Here is a 17,229-nt window from a genome sequence, read left to right on the forward strand (position 1 = left end):
AGACGTTACCCCAAATGCGTTTACAGCGTAACCTAACCATGTGAACCTCGAAGTCTCCCAGCACGGTAAGGACATCGTCCGCTCGATCACCAGGTCGACGTCGGTGTCCATCATCGCGCTGGGCATGGTCCTCGTGCCGCAGGTGGTGCTGCGGTCGGCGTCGTACTCGGAGAAGGTCACGGCGATTTTCATCGCTCTGGTCAGCGCGTTTCTCACGCTGGTGGGCTCCCTGTTTATCGCGGGCCTGTTGCACCGCCACGTTCCGCAGAAGGCCTCCCACCAGCTGGCCGAATGGTACGTGGGGCACTGGGCGGGCCTACTCCTTTCCGCCGCCCGGATATTGGCCTACGCGCTGATCCTGATCCTTGGCGTGGGTCTCGCGGTTAATTCTGCTGAGGCACTGCTCGATATCTCGTGGGACTGGGCGCTCGAATCGGTGCTCATCTTGCTTGTCGCCGTCCCGGCGCTGGCGGGGCGGATGCGCCGCATCGAGCGCTGGGGCGTATTCTTCGCCGCGGGCGCGGTGCTGGGCATGGTGGTCCTGCTCGGATACGGCCTAATCCTCGAGGCCACCGGCTCGATCGACTTCGAAAACATCCGCCTCGCCCAGGAAAACTCCTTCACCTCCGACCGGGTGGTCGGCCAACTGAATTACTACGTGGAGTCGGTCCTGGCAGGCGCGATGGTGGGCGCGATCTCCTCGCTCATTTCCGAGCGGATCCTCAAAGATTCCGCCGAGCGCCGGGTGAGCAGGCGCAGGCTTGGCGCCTTCATGCTGGCCGCCTTCCTCATCATCGCGATCGTGTTCTACTTCATCGTGGCGCTGCATATGCCCGGCCACCGCGAGGCCCTGCCCACGCTCACGATGTCCTATTCCTTCTTCGGGCCCGTCGGCCAGGTCGTCTACGTGGTGCTGTTCGCGCTGCTTGGCCTGGCGGTGGCGATCACGGCCTACGCCCAGCTGCCGCGCCTCCTGCGTGAACTCGCGCTCGACGGTCTCCTGCCGCGCAAGCTCGCCGCCGCCGACGCCGTCGCCCCGCGGCGCGCCATCGTGGCACTGATCGCCGCGCTCGCCGCCACCGTGACGCTCGCGCTCGATTCGGCGCGTTCGATCGCAGCCGTCTTCGTCTTCATCGTCTACATCATCATTGCTTTCGTTAGCGCCGCGATGGTCTCGCGCTCGCGCACGATCCTCACCGACTCCACAGTAGGCGAGGAACGCCGGGTGGCCCGCGGCCTAGCGTGGGTGTTTGCGTTCTACGGGCTGGCGGCTCTCGGGGTTGCGGGCCTGGTGGTCTACGCCCAGCCGATGTGGGCGCTGGCCGGCGTCGTCGCCCTGTCGGTGCCAGTCCTCTTCCTCGTGGCCTATTCGCGCGGGCAGTCGAAGGTGCGCGAGCAGCTGAAGCTGGGGGACGTGAGCGAGGGGCGCCACCTGCCCACGCGCGTGCACGGTGTGGTCATCATTGACCGGGTCGACGCCGCCACGATCTCGGCCGTCACCTGGGCGCGCGCCATGCGCTTGTCCTCCCTCACCGCGGTCTGCGTGGACATCGATCCGCGTCAGACTCGCCGGATCCGGGAGGCATGGGAGGCCTCACTTGTGCCGGTGGACCTCACGATCCTCGGAGAACCGAAGGGCGCGTGGCGCGGCCCGGTGGTCGACTACATCCGCTCCCAATTGGCCCAAAGCCCGCACGATATCGTCAACGTCATCATCCCGCGCGTGATCTACTCGAGCGCCTGGGAGCGCTTTTTCCTGCGCCACTCCACCCCGCGCGTAATCTCGGACCTACGCTTCGAGCCGCGGGTGATGATCACTGAGGCACCCTACCGCCTGGGCGAGGGGGTCTAGTGCTGCTCGAAATCACGGACATCGGCCACGGCGGCGTGGGGATCGCCCGGCACGAGGGCCAGGTGGTCTTCGTGCGCGGGGCGATCCCGGGCGAGCGCGTGGAGGCCGAGCTCACCGCCAGCCGCTCGCGTTACCTCACGGCCGTGGTGTGCGAGGTCATCGAGGCCAGCCCCGAGCGGGTGGCCCACCCCTGGCCCGACGGCGCGGCCGGAGTTACCGGCGCTGCCGACTTCGGCCACATCACCCTGGAAGGCCAGCGCGCCCTCAAGGAGCGCGTCGTCCTTGGCAATCTGCGTCGGATCGGCGGGCAGGAGCTGTACGAAACGGCGCTCGGGCTCGGCTTTTCTGTGGCCGCGGTGGACGACACGGACGGCTGGGGGAGTCGCACGCGCTTCGACGTCGTGAAGCTGAAGCGCGGGGTGGGAATGTACCGCGAGGGCACGAACGAGCTCGCGGCCATCACCTCCATGCCACTGGCGCTACCGGAGCTGGAGCGCCTCATCTTCGACCCGGCGTGGGACCGAGTGATCGCGCCGGGCACGCGCCTGCACGTGGTGGGCCCGGCGTCGGGGGAGGACGTGGTGGTGGCAGACCGCGTCTATGCCGCCCCAGGCCGCGAGGCTGCTGGCCACATCTGGGAGCGCGCCGCCACGGAGGCCGACGTGTACGACTACCGCGTGTCGGCCGCCGGCTTTTGGCAGGTTCACACCCGCGCGCCCAGCACGTTACTACGCGCCGTCATGGGGGCGGCCGCCGTGAGCCCGGGCGAGTCGGTGCTCGAGCTGTTCTCCGGCGCGGGACTCTTCACCGTGCCGCTTGCCAAGGCCGTGGGCGATGCTGGCCGGGTGCGGGCGATCGAGGGTTCGCAGCGCGCCGTGACGGATGCGACCGCAAACCTCGCGGGCATGCCATGGGCGAGCGCGAGCGCGGCCAGGATCGACGAGCGGACCGCAGCCAAGGTGAGCGCGGACGCCGTCGTGGCAGACCCGCCGCGCGCGGGCCTGGGCAAGAAGACCGCGTCGGCGCTGGCGAAGGCCGAGGCGCGAATCGTGCTCGTCTCCTGTGACCCGGCCGCGATGGCCCGGGACGTGGCAGAATTGGTGGCAGGCGGAAAGACGGTGGAGTCCATGGCGGCCTTCGACATCTTCCCGCACACGCATCACGTCGAGGTGGTCACCGCGCTGCGATAGAGCGAAATCGATAGACAGGCTCCCCGGAGGCTGATAGTTTGATATCGAGATAATGTGATCCGGGACGTTCATAAGGAGAGCTATGAGCATTGATACCTTTAAGGCCAAGTCCACGCTGCTCGTGGGGGAGAAGGAATACGAAATCTACCGGCTCGACGCCGTGCCGGGCACCGAGAAGCTTCCCTACTCGCTTAAGGTCCTCGCCGAGAACCTCCTGCGCACCGAAGACGGCGCAAACGTGACCGCCGATCAGATCAGGTCGCTGGCCAACTGGGACGCCTCGGCCGAACCCAGCCACGAAATCCAGTTCACCCCCGCGCGCGTGGTCATGCAGGACTTCACCGGCGTGCCCTGCGTGGTTGACCTTGCCACGATGCGCGAGGCCGTGACCGAGCTGGGCGGCAACCCCGATCAGATCAACCCGCTCAACCCGGCCGAAATGGTGATCGACCACTCGGTGCAGATCGACGTCTTCGGCACCGCCAACGCCCTCCAGCGCAACATGGAGATCGAATACGAGCGCAACCAGGAGCGCTACCAGTTCCTGCGCTGGGGCCAGAGCGCCTTCCAGAACTTCAAGGTGGTCCCGCCGGGCACCGGCATCGTCCACCAGGTCAACATTGAATACCTCGCGCGCGTCACCATGGCCCAGGTCAACGACGGCGTGCTGCAGGCCTACCCCGACACGTGCGTGGGTACCGATTCGCACACCACGATGGTCAACGGCCTGGGCGTGCTCGGCTGGGGCGTGGGCGGCATCGAGGCCGAGGCGGCCATGCTCGGCCAGCCCGTGTCCATGCTCATCCCGCGTGTGGTGGGTTTCAAGCTCTCGGGCCAGATCCCCGCGGGCGCCACCGCCACCGACGTCGTGCTCACCATCACCCAGATGTTGCGCGAGCATGGCGTGGTGGGCAAGTTCGTGGAGTTCTACGGCGAGGGCGTGGGCGCCGTGCCGCTGGCCAACCGCGCCACGATCGGCAACATGTCCCCGGAATTCGGCTCGACCGCCGCGATCTTCCCCATCGACGACGTCACGCTCGACTACCTGCGCCTCACCGGCCGCGACGAGGAGCAGATCGCCCTCGTGGAGGCCTACGCCAAGGAGCAGGGTATGTGGCATGACCCGTCGGTGGAGGTGGAGTACTCCGAATACCTCGAGCTGGACCTGTCCACCGTGGTTCCCTCGATCGCCGGCCCGAAGCGCCCGCAGGACCGCATCGTGCTGTCGGAGGCCAAGTCCGCCTTCCGCGACGTGCTGCCCACGTACGTTAAGGAGGAGATCGAGATGGAGATCGACTCCGCGCTCGAGGCGACCTTCCCGGCTTCCGACCCGGTGGCGCCGGGTGCGGACGACGAGCACCCAGCCCCCGTCGAAGAGCCCGGCGCGGGCCGTCCTCACCGCGTCACCCCGGTGACGCTGGCCGACGGCACGCTAACCGAGCTAGACCACGGCGCGGTGGCGATCGCGTCGATCACGTCGTGCACCAACACTTCCAACCCGTCGGTCATGATGGCGGCCGCGATGCTCGCTCGCAACGCGAACCGCTTGGGGTTGCGTCCCAAGCCGTGGGTGAAGACCTCGATGGCGCCCGGCTCACAGGTGGTGACCGACTACTATGAGGCCGCCGGCCTGTGGGACGACCTCAACGCGCTCGGCTTCAACCTGGTCGGCTACGGCTGTGCCACCTGTATCGGCAACTCCGGCCCGCTGCCGGAGGAGGTCTCGAAGGTGGTCAATGACGCCGACCTTGCGGTGGTTTCCGTGCTCTCCGGCAACCGCAACTTCGAGGGCCGCATCAACCCGGACGTGAAGATGAACTACTTGGCCTCTCCGCCGCTGGTCATCGCCTACGCGCTGGCCGGCACGATGGACTTCGACTTCGGCACCGAGCCGCTCGGCCAGGATAGGGACGGCAACGACGTGTTCCTCGCCGACATCTGGCCCGACGCCGACGAGGTGCAGGCCACGATCGACGCCTCGGTCAACCGCGAGATGTTTACCTCCTCCTACTCCGACGTGTTCGCTGGAGACGAGCGCTGGCGCTCGCTCGACACCCCGGAGGGCTCCACGTTCGCGTGGGACGGGGAGTCGACTTACGTGCGCAAACCCCCGTACTTCGAGGGGATGACGATGGAGTTAACCCCGGTGGAGGGCATCGAGGGCGCCCGCGTGCTGGCCAAGCTGGGCGACTCGGTGACCACCGACCACATCTCGCCGGCAGGCGCGATCAAGTGGGATTCGCCGGCGGGCCTGTACCTGGCCGGGCGCGGCGTGGAGCGGCGTGACTTCAACTCCTACGGCTCGCGCCGCGGCAACCACGAGGTGATGATCCGCGGCACGTTTGCCAACATCCGCCTGCGCAACCAGCTACTCGACGGCGTGGAGGGCGGCTACACCCGCAACTTCCTTTCCGGCGAGCAGGAGACGATCTTCGATGCCGCGCAGGCCTACCGCGAGGCGGGCGTGCCGCTCGTGGTGCTCGCGGGCAAGGAGTACGGTTCGGGCTCCTCGCGCGACTGGGCCGCGAAGGGCACCGCGCTCCTCGGCGTCAAGGCGGTCATCGCCGAGTCCTTCGAGCGCATCCACCGCTCGAACCTCATCGGCATGGGCGTGCTCCCGCTTCAGTTCCCGGCCGGTGAGAACGCCGATTCGTTGGGGCTTGCGGGCACCGAGGTCTTCACGATCGCGGGGATCGAGGAGCTCAACGAGGGTCGCACCCCGAAGACTGTGAAGGTCCGCACCGAGAAGGACGGCTCGGTGACCGAGTTCGACGCCGTGGTGCGCATCGACACCCCCGGTGAGGCGGACTACTTCCGCAACGGCGGCATCCTGCAGTACGTGCTGCGCAACCTCGCGCGTTCGGCGTAAGGGCATGTGAGCGGGGCGGTGGCCGGGCCTGGCCACCGCCCCGCTCGCGTCCCCGGCGTACAGATTCGTAGAGGTGTGTGGCTCTTGCGCGAAGGAGACGATGGGCAGGTGCAGTGGTAATCTCTATGGGTAGTTCAAAGGAGACCCGGTGATTCTTGATTCGATTACATGCCCCGCGGACCTCGCCTCGCTGAAGAAGAAGGAGCTGGACAAGCTCGCGGCGGAGATCCGCCGCTTCCTCGTGGTCAACGTGGCGAAGACCGGCGGGCACCTCGGCCCCAACCTCGGGGTTGTTGAGCTCACGATCGCCCTCCACCGGGTCTTCGATTCCCCGCGCGACGTGCTCGTGTGGGATACCGGCCACCAGGCCTACGTGCACAAGATCTTAACCGGGCGCAAGGACTTCGATCGCCTGCGCCACGAGGGCGGGCTCTCGGGCTATCCGAGCAGAGCGGAGTCCGAGCACGACGTCGTCGAAAACTCCCACGCCTCCACCGCCCTGTCGTGGGCGGACGGGATCTCGCGCGGCATGCAGATGTCGGGCAAGGATCACCACGTGGTGGCGATCATCGGTGATGGCGCGATGACGGGCGGCATGGCCTGGGAGGCTCTCAATAATATCGCGGAGGACCCGGAGCGCCCCGTCGTTATCGTGCTCAACGACAACGGGCGTTCGTACGCGCCCACCGTGGGCGGGATCGTCCGCCGCTTTGACCCGGTGCGCAAGCTGGACGCCGTGCGAGTCAACCGCGATTATGAAAACTTCCTCGACTGGGGCAAGCGCACGCTCCAGGACGGCGGCCTGCCGGGCAAGCTCACGTACGACACGCTGCGCGGGATCAAGAAGGGCATGAAGGAGATCTTCTTCGACGCCGGCATTTTCGACTCCTTGGGGCTCAAGTACATCGGCCCTGTCGACGGCCACGACATCGTCAGCCTGGAAGAGGCGCTACGGATGGCGCGCGACTTCGGTGGGCCAGTGGTGGTCCACGCGATGACCGAGAAGGGCCGCGGTTACAAGCCTGCGGAGGAGAACAAGGCCGACCGCTTCCACGCCGTGGGCAAGATCCACCCCGAAACCGGCCTGCCGATGGAACCCTCCCGCTTCGGCTGGACCTCGATCTTCGCCGAGGAAATCCTTCAGATCGCGCGTAAGGACGCCGCGATCGTGGGCGTCACCGCCGCAATGCTCCAGCCCGTGGGCCTGTCGCTCATGAAGGAGGAGTTCCCGCGCCGCGTCATCGACGTCGGCATTGCCGAGCAGCACGCCGTGACCATGGCGGCGGGTCTGGCGAAGGCCGGCTTCCATCCCGTCGTGGCGCTCTACGCCACGTTCTTGAACCGCGGCTTCGACCAGCTGCTCATGGACGTTGCCCTCCATGGTGCGCCCGTCACCATCTGCCTCGACCGTGCGGGCGTGACCGGCGACGACGGCGCCTCCCACAACGGCATGTGGGACCTGTCGATGGCGGCGATGATCCCGAACCTGGCGGTGGCCACCCCACGCGACGAGCCGCGCATGCGCGAGCTCCTCCACGAGGCCACCGCCACCGAGGCGCCCACGATCGTGCGCTACCCGAAGGGGTCGGTGCCGCCCGAGCTGCCGATCACTCGCAAGCAGGGTAGCCTCGATGTGCTGTTCGAGCGCGAGGCCAATGGCAAACCGCTGGTCTTCGTAGGGATCGGCCCCCTGGCCCACACCATGGTCGAGGCCGCGGAGCAAATGGACGAGTCCCTCATCGTGGTCGACCCGCGCTGGGTGCTCCCCACGAACCCCGACCTCGTCGAACTCGTGGCAAGCTCGGCGGGAGCGGTGGTGCTCGAAGATGGGCTCATCGACGGGGGAGTGGGAGACGAGTTACGCTCCGCGCTGGCCCGCGCCGGATCGGACGTGCCCGTGCGCAACCTCGGCGTCCACAAGGCATTCCTCACTCACGCCTCGCGCTCGACGATCCTTCACCGGGAGGGCATGGACGCAGCCGCTGTCATCGCGGCCGCCGCCAGCCTGCGCTAGCCTCGCACGGCGTCGTCGATGCGGCGCGCCGTGAGCTCGATCTGCCAGGGGCGCGCGCCGTCCTCGGCCAGGTGCGCTTCAAGTTCGGTGAGGGAGTCCCACCCGTTCCATGCCACGAGTTTCTGCGTGCGCGGCTTGAGCACCACTTCCTGGCGGATGCCCAGCTCTTCGGCGATCTCGAGGACCGTGGGGCGCAGGCGTGCCCACCTCTCCGCTGCCTCGGGGCGCTTGCGCACCCACTCGTTCGTGGGCGGAAACGGGTCGCGCTGCTCGCTGAACCTGCGTTCGGGCAGCATGCGCTCGTCGAGGTGCCAGGCGATGTCGATGGCGTGCCACCACGTGTCAGCATCCTGCTTGCGGGCGCCCTTGCGAAGAAGGGAAGACGTGGCGACGTCGGCGCGCGAGCGCGGTTTGCGCTTGGCGAGCTCGGCCAGCACGGCATTGGGCAGCACCTTGTGGGGCGCGAGGTCGCGGCGCTTGGCCAGATCGTCGCGGGCGTTCCACAGCTCGCGCAACATGGCGAGGGCGCGCTGGTCGCGGATCCCGGCCTGGCGCGACGAGCGGCGCCACGGTTGCTGATGCGGCGGGGCGGGCTTGCGCAAGCGCACCTCTTCGCACTCCTGCGCAAACCACTCGAAGCGGCCCAGCTCCTTGAGCTCGGCTGTCATGACCTCCCGTAGCTCGCCCAGTAGCTCCACGTCGAGCGCGGCGTAGGTGAGCATCGGCAGGGGAAGGGGGCGCTGGGCCCAATCCGAGCGCGAATACTCCTTCGCCAGCGTCCAGCCGAGCGCCCGCTCACACACGGCCTGCAGGGAGATCTTCTCGTATCCGAGAAGGAGCGCCGCGACCTCCGTGTCGAACACTGACGTGGGGCGCAACCCGAGCTCGGCCATGCACACGAGGTCCTGGTGAGCGGCGTGGAGGATCCACGCCTCGTTCATGATCTTCTTCAGCCCGTCCAGGCGGTCCTCGATGCCCACCGGGTCGATGAGCACCGTGCCCGCACCTTCGCGGCGGATCTGGATGAGGTAGGCGCGCGAGGAATAGTGCATCTCGTTGGCGCGCTCTGTGTCCACGCCGAAAGGCCCAGTTCCGGCGGCAAGGCGGGCGACGGCGTCGTCGATGTCATCGTGCGTGACGGGCGGCAGACCCTCACGCGGCTTATCGAGCAGGCGGGCGGGTTCGGGCAGGGTCAAATCTTATCCACCTTACGGATGCTTCGCACTGCCTCACTCGGGCCGAGGCCCGCCATCGAGGCCGCGAAATCGGCCCACGCGTGCAGGTGCTCCGTGAGGTAGACGGTCTGCGGGGTCCACGAGGCGCGAAGCTCCAGTTCCACGCGCGAGGAATTGATGTAGAGCCCGCCAAACGTTTCGTTGAACACGCGGGTGACCGTGCCGTTGAGACTGTGGTAGGAGGCGCCGGCGCCATCGAGCGCGTCGACCAGCCACGACCACGCCACCTCGCCTAGCAGCGGATCGTCACCCATCGTGGCGTCCATCGGCGCCTGGGCGTGCATGACCACCCGGAACGTGCCGTTCCAAGCCGGCTGGCCCGCCGGGTCGTGCAACACCACGAACTTGGCCGAGCCGCGCAGGAAATCCGGATCGAGATTCGGCGAATCGTTCACCTCGGCCTGCAAGGCCACCGCCCACGGCGCGATCCGCGTGGGGCCCGGAATCTGGGCAACGTGGATCTCGGGACGAAACTGCTGGCCCTTAAGGGACTCGAGAGCAGTCACAAACTCCGAAGGCGGCTGTTGATTGGTCACATTAAGACTGTAGCGGCGCGCGGGCGCGCTGTGGCCGCGGCGCGCCGTTGGAGCCCGCCCATCTTAGCGAAAGACCGCCACTCCGGGCCCCTCGAAGCGCACCTGCCCCTCCTCAATCGCCGTGGCGTCCCACGCGAGCACGAGCTCCCCGCCCGGGGCTGCTAGGCTCCGCGGTCCGTCCGCGATGGAGAAGACCACGGTGGTCCCGCCCCGCCGCATCCAGCCCGCCTCGCCGTCCAGGTCGAACTCGGTGCGCAAGCGGTCGCCCGAGGCGATGTCCGGATCCTGGCGCAGCGCGATGAGGGCGCGGGTGAACTCGAGTAGGCGGCGGTGACCCGCGTCCTCCGCCTCAGACCAGTCGAGCTTGGACTCCAGGAAGGCCTGCTCGGACTGCGGGTCCGGCATTGCCACCTCCTCATCTCCGTAGACGGAGGTCATGTCCCACGAGGAAAATTCCGCTTCGCGCCCGGCCTTGATGAGCGGGCCGAGCTCGGGGCCGTGGTCCGTGAAGTAGTTAAACGGGCGGTCCGTGCCCCACTCCTCGCCCATGAACAGCATGGGGGTGTAGTGGGAGAGCAGGATGAGCGCGCGCGACACGGCGAGCGCGCCGGGGGAGAGCGAGCGGGCGGGTCGGTCGGAGATGAGGCGGTTGCCCACTTGGTCGTGGTTCTCGTCGAAGACGATGAAGTGGTGGCCGCTCACGCCTTCGGGGATCGGCTTACCGCGCGGGGCCGGCTCGAACCGCAGTTCCTGGCCCACCCTGACGAAGCCGTGGCGGAAGGCTTGGCGCATCGCGGCCGGGTGCGTGTAGTCGGCGTAGTAGGCGTTCGCCTCGCCGGTCAGCCACACGTGCAAGGCGTGGTGGACGTCGTCAGCCCACTGCATGTCCATCCCGAACCCGCCCTCGCAGGTGGGAGCCACCATCGCCGGGTCGTTGAGGTCCGACTCCGCCGTGAGGGTCAGGCGCCGGCCGAGCGCGCGCCCGAGCTGCGCCACCTCGTCCGAGAGCTGGGCGAGGAAGTGGTAGTCCGAATCGTCGCGCAGGTGGGGGACGGCGTCGAGGCGGAGAGCATCGAAGTGGTAGTCGCGCAGCCACTGGAGGGCGTTGTCGATGAGGTAGCGGCGCACGTGCTCCGCCCCCTCGGAATCGAGGTTGAGCGCCTCGCCCCACGGCGTGTGGTGGCGGCTGGTGAAGTACGGGCCGAACTGGGCCAGGTAGTTCCCGTCGGGCCCAAAGTGGTTGTAGACCACGTCCAGGCACGCCGACATCCCACGGGCGTGGATCGCGTCCACGAGCGCCGCCAGGTCCTCAGGGCGGCCGTAGGGGCGATGGATGGCGTAGATCGACACACCGTCGTACCCCCAGCCGCGCGTTCCCGGCATGGGCGCGATCGGCATGAGCTCGACGACGTTGACCCCCAGCTCGCGCAAGTAGTCCAGCTTCTCGATCGCTGCAAGGAACGTGCCCTCCTCGGTGAACGTGCCCACGTGCAACTCGTAGAAGACCTTGCCGGCGAGCTCCTCGCCGTGCCAGTCGGTGTCCGTCCAGGTGAACGACGCCAGGTCCACCAGTTCGCTCGGACCGTGCGGCCCCTCGGGCTGGCACATCGAGCGCGGATCCGGCAGGGCCATCCCGCCGTCGACTCGCAGCTGGTAGCGCGTGCCGGTGGGCAGCTCGTCGGACAGGGCAAAGTGGCCATCGGCCGTGGGCTGCAAGGCGAGCTCGCGGCCCTCGATGATCGCGGTAACGGACCCGGCGCTGGGCGCCCACACAGAAATCTTAGGCATCAATCTTCTCCAAAACGGCGGCGGGGAATCGGCCGAGGACCTCGGCGAGGTCGCGGGTGCCACCCTCGAGCTCGGCGCCCGTCAGTACGTTGAGCCAGGATCCCTCGGGCAGGACCACGGTGTACTCGCCGGCAAACTCGGGCACGTGGCGCATCGCCACCGTGGCCAGGATCGCCTGATCGGCGCGGGTGCGGGCGAAGGCGAGCGCGTAGCCGGTGGACACGGGCAGTGCCTGGTAGCCGCACTCGGCCGACGCGAGCTCGGGCAGCTCCCGGCGCAGGCGCGCAAGCCGCGAAGTAAACCACAGCTTCTCCTGATCCAGGCTGGGGGAGGAGGGAAGGCCATCGCGGTCGAGCTTGGCAAGCATCTTGGCAAGCCCTGTGAAGTCCACTGGGCGGCGGTTGTCCGGATCCACCAGCGAGGTCTGGGTGACCTCCTCGCCGTTGTAGGTGTCCGGCACGCCAATCGCCGTCATTTGAATCGCTTTCTGGCTGAGGATCATCGTGCGGGTCGCGGCCCGGGTCAGCTCGTGGAAGTCGGCGAGAAGGGCCAGGGCGTCGTCGTCGGACAGGATCGCGCTCGCGTAATCGAGCATGCCCTGCTCACCGGCCTCGTTCTGCTCGGTCCACGTGGTCCACGACTTTTGCTCGCGGGCGGCCTTGAGCAGGTAGTCCTCGAGCCGACGTTGCTCGATCGGGCCGCCGTCCCACGTGCCGATCAGCGTCTGCCACAGGAGGTTTTCCATCTGCCCGTCGAGGTCGGCGGGGCGCTCGTCGGCCACGAGGTCGCGCGCCTGGGTGAGCGTCGCGATCCACTCCTGCGCATACTGGGAGATAGGCGCGATCCGTGCGCGCACGTCCTCGCACCTCTTCGTGTCGTGGGTGGAGAGCGTGGACATCGTTACCGGCCAGGTCAGGTGCGTGCGGGTCTGGAAGTCGTGGAACTGGTCCGGGGTGGTGGTGAAGTGGCTCGGGCCCCCGCCCACCTCGTTCGCGCTGGTCAGCGCGGTGTACCGGTAGAACGTGGTGTCCTCGACTCCCTTGGCCATGACGGCGCCGCACACCTGCTGGAAGCGCACGATCACCTCGTTGCGCCGTGATTCGTGCGTGCGCCCGGCCGATCCAATCTCGTTGCCGAGCAGGATATCGATGACGACGTCCAGGCTCTCCTGCCGATCCGCGTCGAGGTTGCGGGCGGCGCGCTCGGCGGCCGCGCGCAGCACGCGCTCGTCTTCCGGGTCGGGGCGCTCGCCCGGCACCACGTAGGCGCGGTAGCGGTCCATGTGGACCACGAGCTCGACCACGACGTCGCGCAGAGAGCGGAACGTGTGGTCGCGCAGCCGGACGTCGGAATGGCAGATCGCCGCCAGCAGGCTGGCCAGCCGGTCCACTTCGGCAAAGAGCGAGGTGGCCACGATCTGCCGCTTGGCCTTGACCTCCACGGTGGCCACCGAGTCTGTGGAGCCCGACATCTCGCCGTACAGCTGGGTGAGGGCCGGAAGGCCCTCCGGGGCGGTGAAAAGGCCTTGCAGGCGCTGTAGCGTGTCGTAGCCCGTGGTGCCGGCCGCCGGCCAATCGGTGGGCAGGGTCTCCTCGCCCTCCAAGATCTTCTCCGCCACCGACCAGGCACCGCCCGAGGCCTCGTGCAAGTTGCGGAAATAGCCGCGGGGGTCCGCCAGCCCGTCGGGGTGGTCGATGCGGAAGGCATCGATCAAGCCCTCCTCGAACAACTCGATGAGCAGCGCGTGGGACTGGCGGAAAACTCCCTCGTCCTCCACGCGGATCGCCGCGAGTGTGTCCACGTCGAAGAAGCGCCGGTAGTTGATCTCTTCGTTCGCCACCCGCCAGTGAGCCAGCCGGTAGTACTGGGCGTCGAGCAACTCCGCGAGCGGCAATGCCTCCGTGCCCCGGCGCACGGGGAACACGTGGTCGTAGTAGCACACCACCTGGGTGGGCCCATCCTCCTCGAAGCCGGGTACCACCATCTTCTCGATCGTGATCTCGCCGGTGGCGAGCACCTTGCCGATCCTGTCACCCAGCACCGGCATGAGTAGCCCGTCCCCCGAATCGGACAGCGAAATGTCAAACCACGTGCGGTAGGGCGAATCCTCCCCATCCCGCAGGGCCGACCACAGCGCCCGGTTGCGATACAGGGGCGTGGGCACCGCCATGTGGTTCGGCACGATGTCGACGATGAGGTGCATGCCGGTGTCGTGAATCGCCCTCGACACGCTCCGGAACGCCTCGATGCCGCCGAGGTCGGCGGAGATGCGCTCGTGGTCGACGACGTCGTAGCCGTGCATCGAACCCGGCGCCGCCTGAAGGATGGGGGAGAAGAACACGTCCGTGATCCCGAGGCTGGCAAGGTAGGGCACGATGGCCTCAACCGCGGCGAAATCGAAGTCGGGGCTGACCTGGATGCGGTAGCTCGTCACCGGCTGGTGGCGGCCCTTGGACGGGACATGAGAATGGTGGCGGACGACGACATCTTCAACAGGCATAAAACTCCTTGGTGGCGAAATATTGGGCAAGCCCCCCGCAGCGCCGCTGACAGCCGGCGGGGGCTCGCATCACTTATGCGGTGCCAACACGTGCTCACGCACGGCGGTATCGGACACGGTTCCCACCGCCGGGCCGGCCTCCGAGCTGGCGGCGTTGAGGGAGGTGCGTAGGTCGCTATCCATGAGCCCGCGCTCGGTGGCATTGTGGCGCACGAGGATCGTGATCGACCTCGCTGTCACAGGGAAGACATCCCCGCCACCCAAGACGGCGCCGAGCGTGGCGTCGTCGTCGGTAGACAAAATCACCGTCCACGTGGTGTCCGTGTCGGTGCCGGGGATCGTGAAGTCCAGATCTTCTTCGGAGGCGTTGTAGGCCAGCAGGAAATCGTCGTCGATCACGCGCTCGCCGCGCGCGTTCGGCTCCGCGATACGCTCGCCGTTCAGGTACACCATGACCGAGCGCGCAAACCACGTGTCCCAGTCCTCGTCCTCCATGAGCTCGCCATTGTTCGCGAACCACATGATGTCCCCGCGCTCCGACTCGCCGCCGCGGCCGGCGTCGCCCATAAAGAAACGACGCCGCCTGAACACCGGGTGGTCGTGGCGCAACCTGATGACCTGTTGTACAAAGGCGTGCATGTCGAGTTGGGCCTCGTCCAGGTCCCAGTTCACCCACGCCAGCTCGTTGTCCTGGCAGTACGTGTTGTTGTTGCCCTCCTGCGTGCGGCACAGCTCATCGCCGTGGGAGATCATCGGCACGCCCTGGGAGGTGAGCAGGGTGGTGAAGAAGTTCTTCATCTGCCGTGTGCGCAGCTTGAGGACCTCCGGGTCGTCCGTGGGGCCCTCGGCTCCCATGTTCCACGACTTATTGTTTGACGAGCCGTCCGCCCCGCCCTCGCCGTTTGCCTCATTGTGCTTCTCGTTATAGGAGACGAGGTCGGCAAGCGTGAAGCCGTCGTGGGCCGTGATGAAGTTGATCGAGGCGAACGGGCGGCGCCCCGAATGTTCGTACAGGTCCGACGAACCCGTCAGGCGCGAGGCGAACTCGGACAGCACGGAGGGCTCCCCGCGCCAAAAATCGCGCATCGTGTCACGATAATCGCCATTCCACTCGGTCCACAGCGGCGGGAACTCGCCCACGTTGTACCCGCCCTCGCCCACGTCCCACGGCTCGGCAATGAGCTTGACCTGGGAGATGATCGGGTCTTGCTGGATAATGTCAAAGAAGGCCGACAGTTTGTCCACCGCGTGCAACTCACGGGCAAGCGTGGAGGCCAAGTCGAAACGGAAGCCGTCCACATGCATGTCCACCACCCAGTAGCGCAGCGAATCCATGATGAGCTGCAACGAGTGCGGGGAGGACATGTTGAGTGAATTGCCCGTGCCCGTGGTGTCGAAGTAGTGGGCCAGGTCGCCGTCGACCAACCGGTAGTAGGCGCGGTTGTCAATGCCGCGGAAGGACAGGGTGGGGCCCATGTGGTTGCCCTCGGCCGTGTGGTTGTAGACCACGTCGAGGATCACCTCGATGTCGGCGTCATGGTAGGCCTTGACCATCGCCTTAAACTCCTCCACCTGCGAGCCCACCTCGCCCGAGGAGGAGTAGGTGTTTTGTGGGGCGAAGAAGCCGATCGTGTTGTATCCCCAGTAGTTGGACAGGCCCTTGTCCTGCAACGAGGTGTCATTGACGAACTGGTGGACCGGCATGAGCTCAACCGCGGTCACCCCCAGCTCCTTGAGGTACTGGACCATCGCCGGGTGAGCCATACCCATGTACGTGCCGCGCAGCTCTTCGGGGATATCCGGGTGGATCGCCGTCATGCCCTTGAGGTGGGCCTCGTAAATCACCGTGTTGTGGTACTCGTGCTTAGGCGGGCGGTCATGGCCCCAGTCGAAGAAGGGGTTGACCACCACCGACAGCATCGTGTGCCCGAGGGAGTCCACCTCGGCACGCTTATCTGGATCATTGAAGTCGTAGGAGAAGTTTGCCTGGTGGTTATCCACTTGGCCCTCGATCGCCTTCGCGTACGGGTCGAGGAGGATCTTCGACGGATCGCAACGGTGGCCGTTTTCCGGCTCGAAGGGGCCGTGGACCCGGAACCCGTAGCGCTGGCCGGGCCGGATGCCGGGCAGGTAGCAGTGCCAGACGTGGGCGTCGACCTCGCGTAGCTCCACGCGCGATTCGCCCCCCGAATCGTCGATGAGGCACAGCTCGATCTTGTCTGCCACGGAGGAGAAGATCGCGAAGTTCGTTCCGGTGCCATCGAAAGTGGCGCCGAGCGGATAGGGTTTTCCAGGCCAAATTTCCATAACTATAGACTCTCACGTCTGGCACTGCTTTGGGTAAAGATGAGGCCAGAGGCGAAAAAGCGCAAGTCGTTCGCGCGATGGTGCAGGTGCGCACGGCTTGACGCCATGGGGTTTTATACAGGGAAGGTGCGGCACGTATGGCCGCTGAGGATAGATGGTGGGCGATACTGGGATCGAACCAGTGACCCCTTCCGTGTGAAGGAAGTGCGCTACCGCTGCGCTAATCGCCCTAGGATCAGGTGATCTCTGCTCAAAGACAGTAGCTGACAATCGAGGGTAGAAGCAAACGCAATCGGCGTAGCGCACGTCACGTTATCCGGATTAGACACCGGTCGAAGATTATGGCTATATTAATCAGGCAGTCAGCGAGACGCGATCAAGCTGATATGCGGATGTAGCTCAGCTGGTAGAGCACCACCTTGCCAAGGTGGGGGTCGCGGGTTCGAATCCCGTCATCCGCTCGAAGGCCAAGTAATGTAGGATTACTTAACCACTTGGTGGGTTGGCCGAGAGGCGAGGCAGCGGCCTGCAAAGCCGTATACACGGGTTCGAATCCCGTACCCACCTCTCAATCAGGGCGATTGGCGCAGTTGGTTAGCGCGCTTCCTCGACACGGAAGAGGTCACTGGTTCGAATCCAGTATCGCCCACCACGTCCCCAGCACGCTGGGGATTTTTTCATGCCCGCTGCACGTTGGCGGCGAGGAGCACCTGGCTTTCCCACGGCGTTGTGGCTGGCCCGGCCGTCGTCGTGAGGAAGCCCGGCCGTCGTCGCGGGGCCGCTCGCAAACGCGACACTAAACCGCAAGATGCGGCACTAATTTACCGTGAATTAGTGCCGCATCTTGCGGTTTTGTATAGCATCTGCGCGGAGGAGGGCAGGGCGCAGGTGCGCCCGGCGGGCAGGGCGGGGCGCGGGTGCGCCCGCCGCGGTGCGTG

At 66.6% G+C, this 17,229-nt stretch carries 9 protein-coding genes and 4 tRNA genes; 7 read left to right on the plus strand and 6 right to left on the minus strand.

Annotation, left to right across the window (positions count from 1 at the left end; genetic code table 11):
- The first annotated feature begins 40 nt into the window (after positions 1-40).
- The 4 genes from AQZ59_RS01130 (at position 41) to dxs (ending at position 7,925) form a co-directional block, all read left to right on the plus strand.
- Complete coding sequence (locus AQZ59_RS01130; protein ID WP_062612349.1) at positions 41-1,852, plus strand: APC family permease; 1,812 nt, start codon at positions 41-43, stop codon at positions 1,850-1,852.
- Positions 1,852-3,042 (plus strand): class I SAM-dependent RNA methyltransferase, encoded by a 1,191-nt coding sequence (locus AQZ59_RS01135; protein WP_062612351.1) that lies wholly within the window; start codon positions 1,852-1,854, stop codon positions 3,040-3,042. The genes AQZ59_RS01130 and AQZ59_RS01135 overlap by 1 nt, the downstream gene beginning before the upstream one ends.
- A gap of 82 nt (positions 3,043-3,124) precedes the next feature.
- Positions 3,125-5,911, plus strand: a complete 2,787-nt coding sequence (acnA, locus tag AQZ59_RS01140) for an aconitate hydratase AcnA (RefSeq protein WP_062612352.1) — start codon at positions 3,125-3,127, stop codon at positions 5,909-5,911.
- A 148-nt stretch (positions 5,912-6,059) separates the two neighbouring features.
- The gene (dxs, locus tag AQZ59_RS01145; protein WP_062612354.1) at positions 6,060-7,925 is read left to right on the plus strand and encodes a 1-deoxy-D-xylulose-5-phosphate synthase; all 1,866 of its coding nucleotides are present in this window, start codon (positions 6,060-6,062) and stop codon (positions 7,923-7,925) included.
- On the opposite strand, the gene AQZ59_RS01150 is transcribed toward dxs, so the two are convergent.
- From AQZ59_RS01150 to AQZ59_RS01175, 6 genes are all read right to left on the minus strand, one after another.
- Positions 7,922-9,121, minus strand: a complete 1,200-nt coding sequence (locus AQZ59_RS01150; protein WP_062612355.1) for an HRDC domain-containing protein — start codon at positions 9,119-9,121, stop codon at positions 7,922-7,924. The two genes, dxs and AQZ59_RS01150, sit on opposite strands and share 4 nt — an antisense overlap.
- Positions 9,118-9,696: a DUF3000 domain-containing protein gene (locus AQZ59_RS01155; RefSeq protein ID WP_062612357.1), complete on the minus strand. Its 579-nt coding sequence runs from the start codon at positions 9,694-9,696 to the stop codon at positions 9,118-9,120. The genes AQZ59_RS01150 and AQZ59_RS01155 overlap by 4 nt, the downstream gene beginning before the upstream one ends.
- Positions 9,697-9,759: 63 nt before the next feature.
- Complete coding sequence (treZ, locus tag AQZ59_RS01160) at positions 9,760-11,484, minus strand: malto-oligosyltrehalose trehalohydrolase (protein ID WP_070808029.1); 1,725 nt, start codon at positions 11,482-11,484, stop codon at positions 9,760-9,762.
- Entirely contained in the window at positions 11,477-13,984 is a 2,508-nt protein-coding gene (gene treY / locus AQZ59_RS01165) for a malto-oligosyltrehalose synthase (protein ID WP_062612361.1), read from the minus strand. Before treY ends, treZ begins: the two co-directional genes overlap by 8 nt.
- Before the next feature lie 69 nt (positions 13,985-14,053).
- The gene (glgX, locus tag AQZ59_RS01170) at positions 14,054-16,291 is read right to left on the minus strand and encodes a glycogen debranching protein GlgX (RefSeq protein ID WP_082661068.1); all 2,238 of its coding nucleotides are present in this window, start codon (positions 16,289-16,291) and stop codon (positions 14,054-14,056) included.
- A 155-nt stretch (positions 16,292-16,446) separates the two neighbouring features.
- Positions 16,447-16,521: transfer RNA gene (locus AQZ59_RS01175), tRNA-Val, on the minus strand.
- A gap of 158 nt (positions 16,522-16,679) precedes the next feature.
- On the opposite strand from AQZ59_RS01175, the gene AQZ59_RS01180 reads away from it, so the two are divergent.
- The 3 genes from AQZ59_RS01180 (at position 16,680) to AQZ59_RS01190 (ending at position 16,943) form a co-directional block, all read left to right on the plus strand.
- A tRNA-Gly gene (locus AQZ59_RS01180) sits at positions 16,680-16,752 on the plus strand.
- 35 nt (positions 16,753-16,787) lie between these two features.
- Positions 16,788-16,858, plus strand: a tRNA-Cys gene (locus AQZ59_RS01185).
- 8 nt (positions 16,859-16,866) lie between these two features.
- A tRNA-Val gene (locus AQZ59_RS01190) sits at positions 16,867-16,943 on the plus strand.
- Positions 16,944-17,229: the final 286 nt, after the last annotated feature.

The organism is Trueperella bernardiae, assembly GCF_001469025.1.
Lineage (GTDB): Bacteria > Actinomycetota > Actinomycetes > Actinomycetales > Actinomycetaceae > Trueperella > Trueperella bernardiae.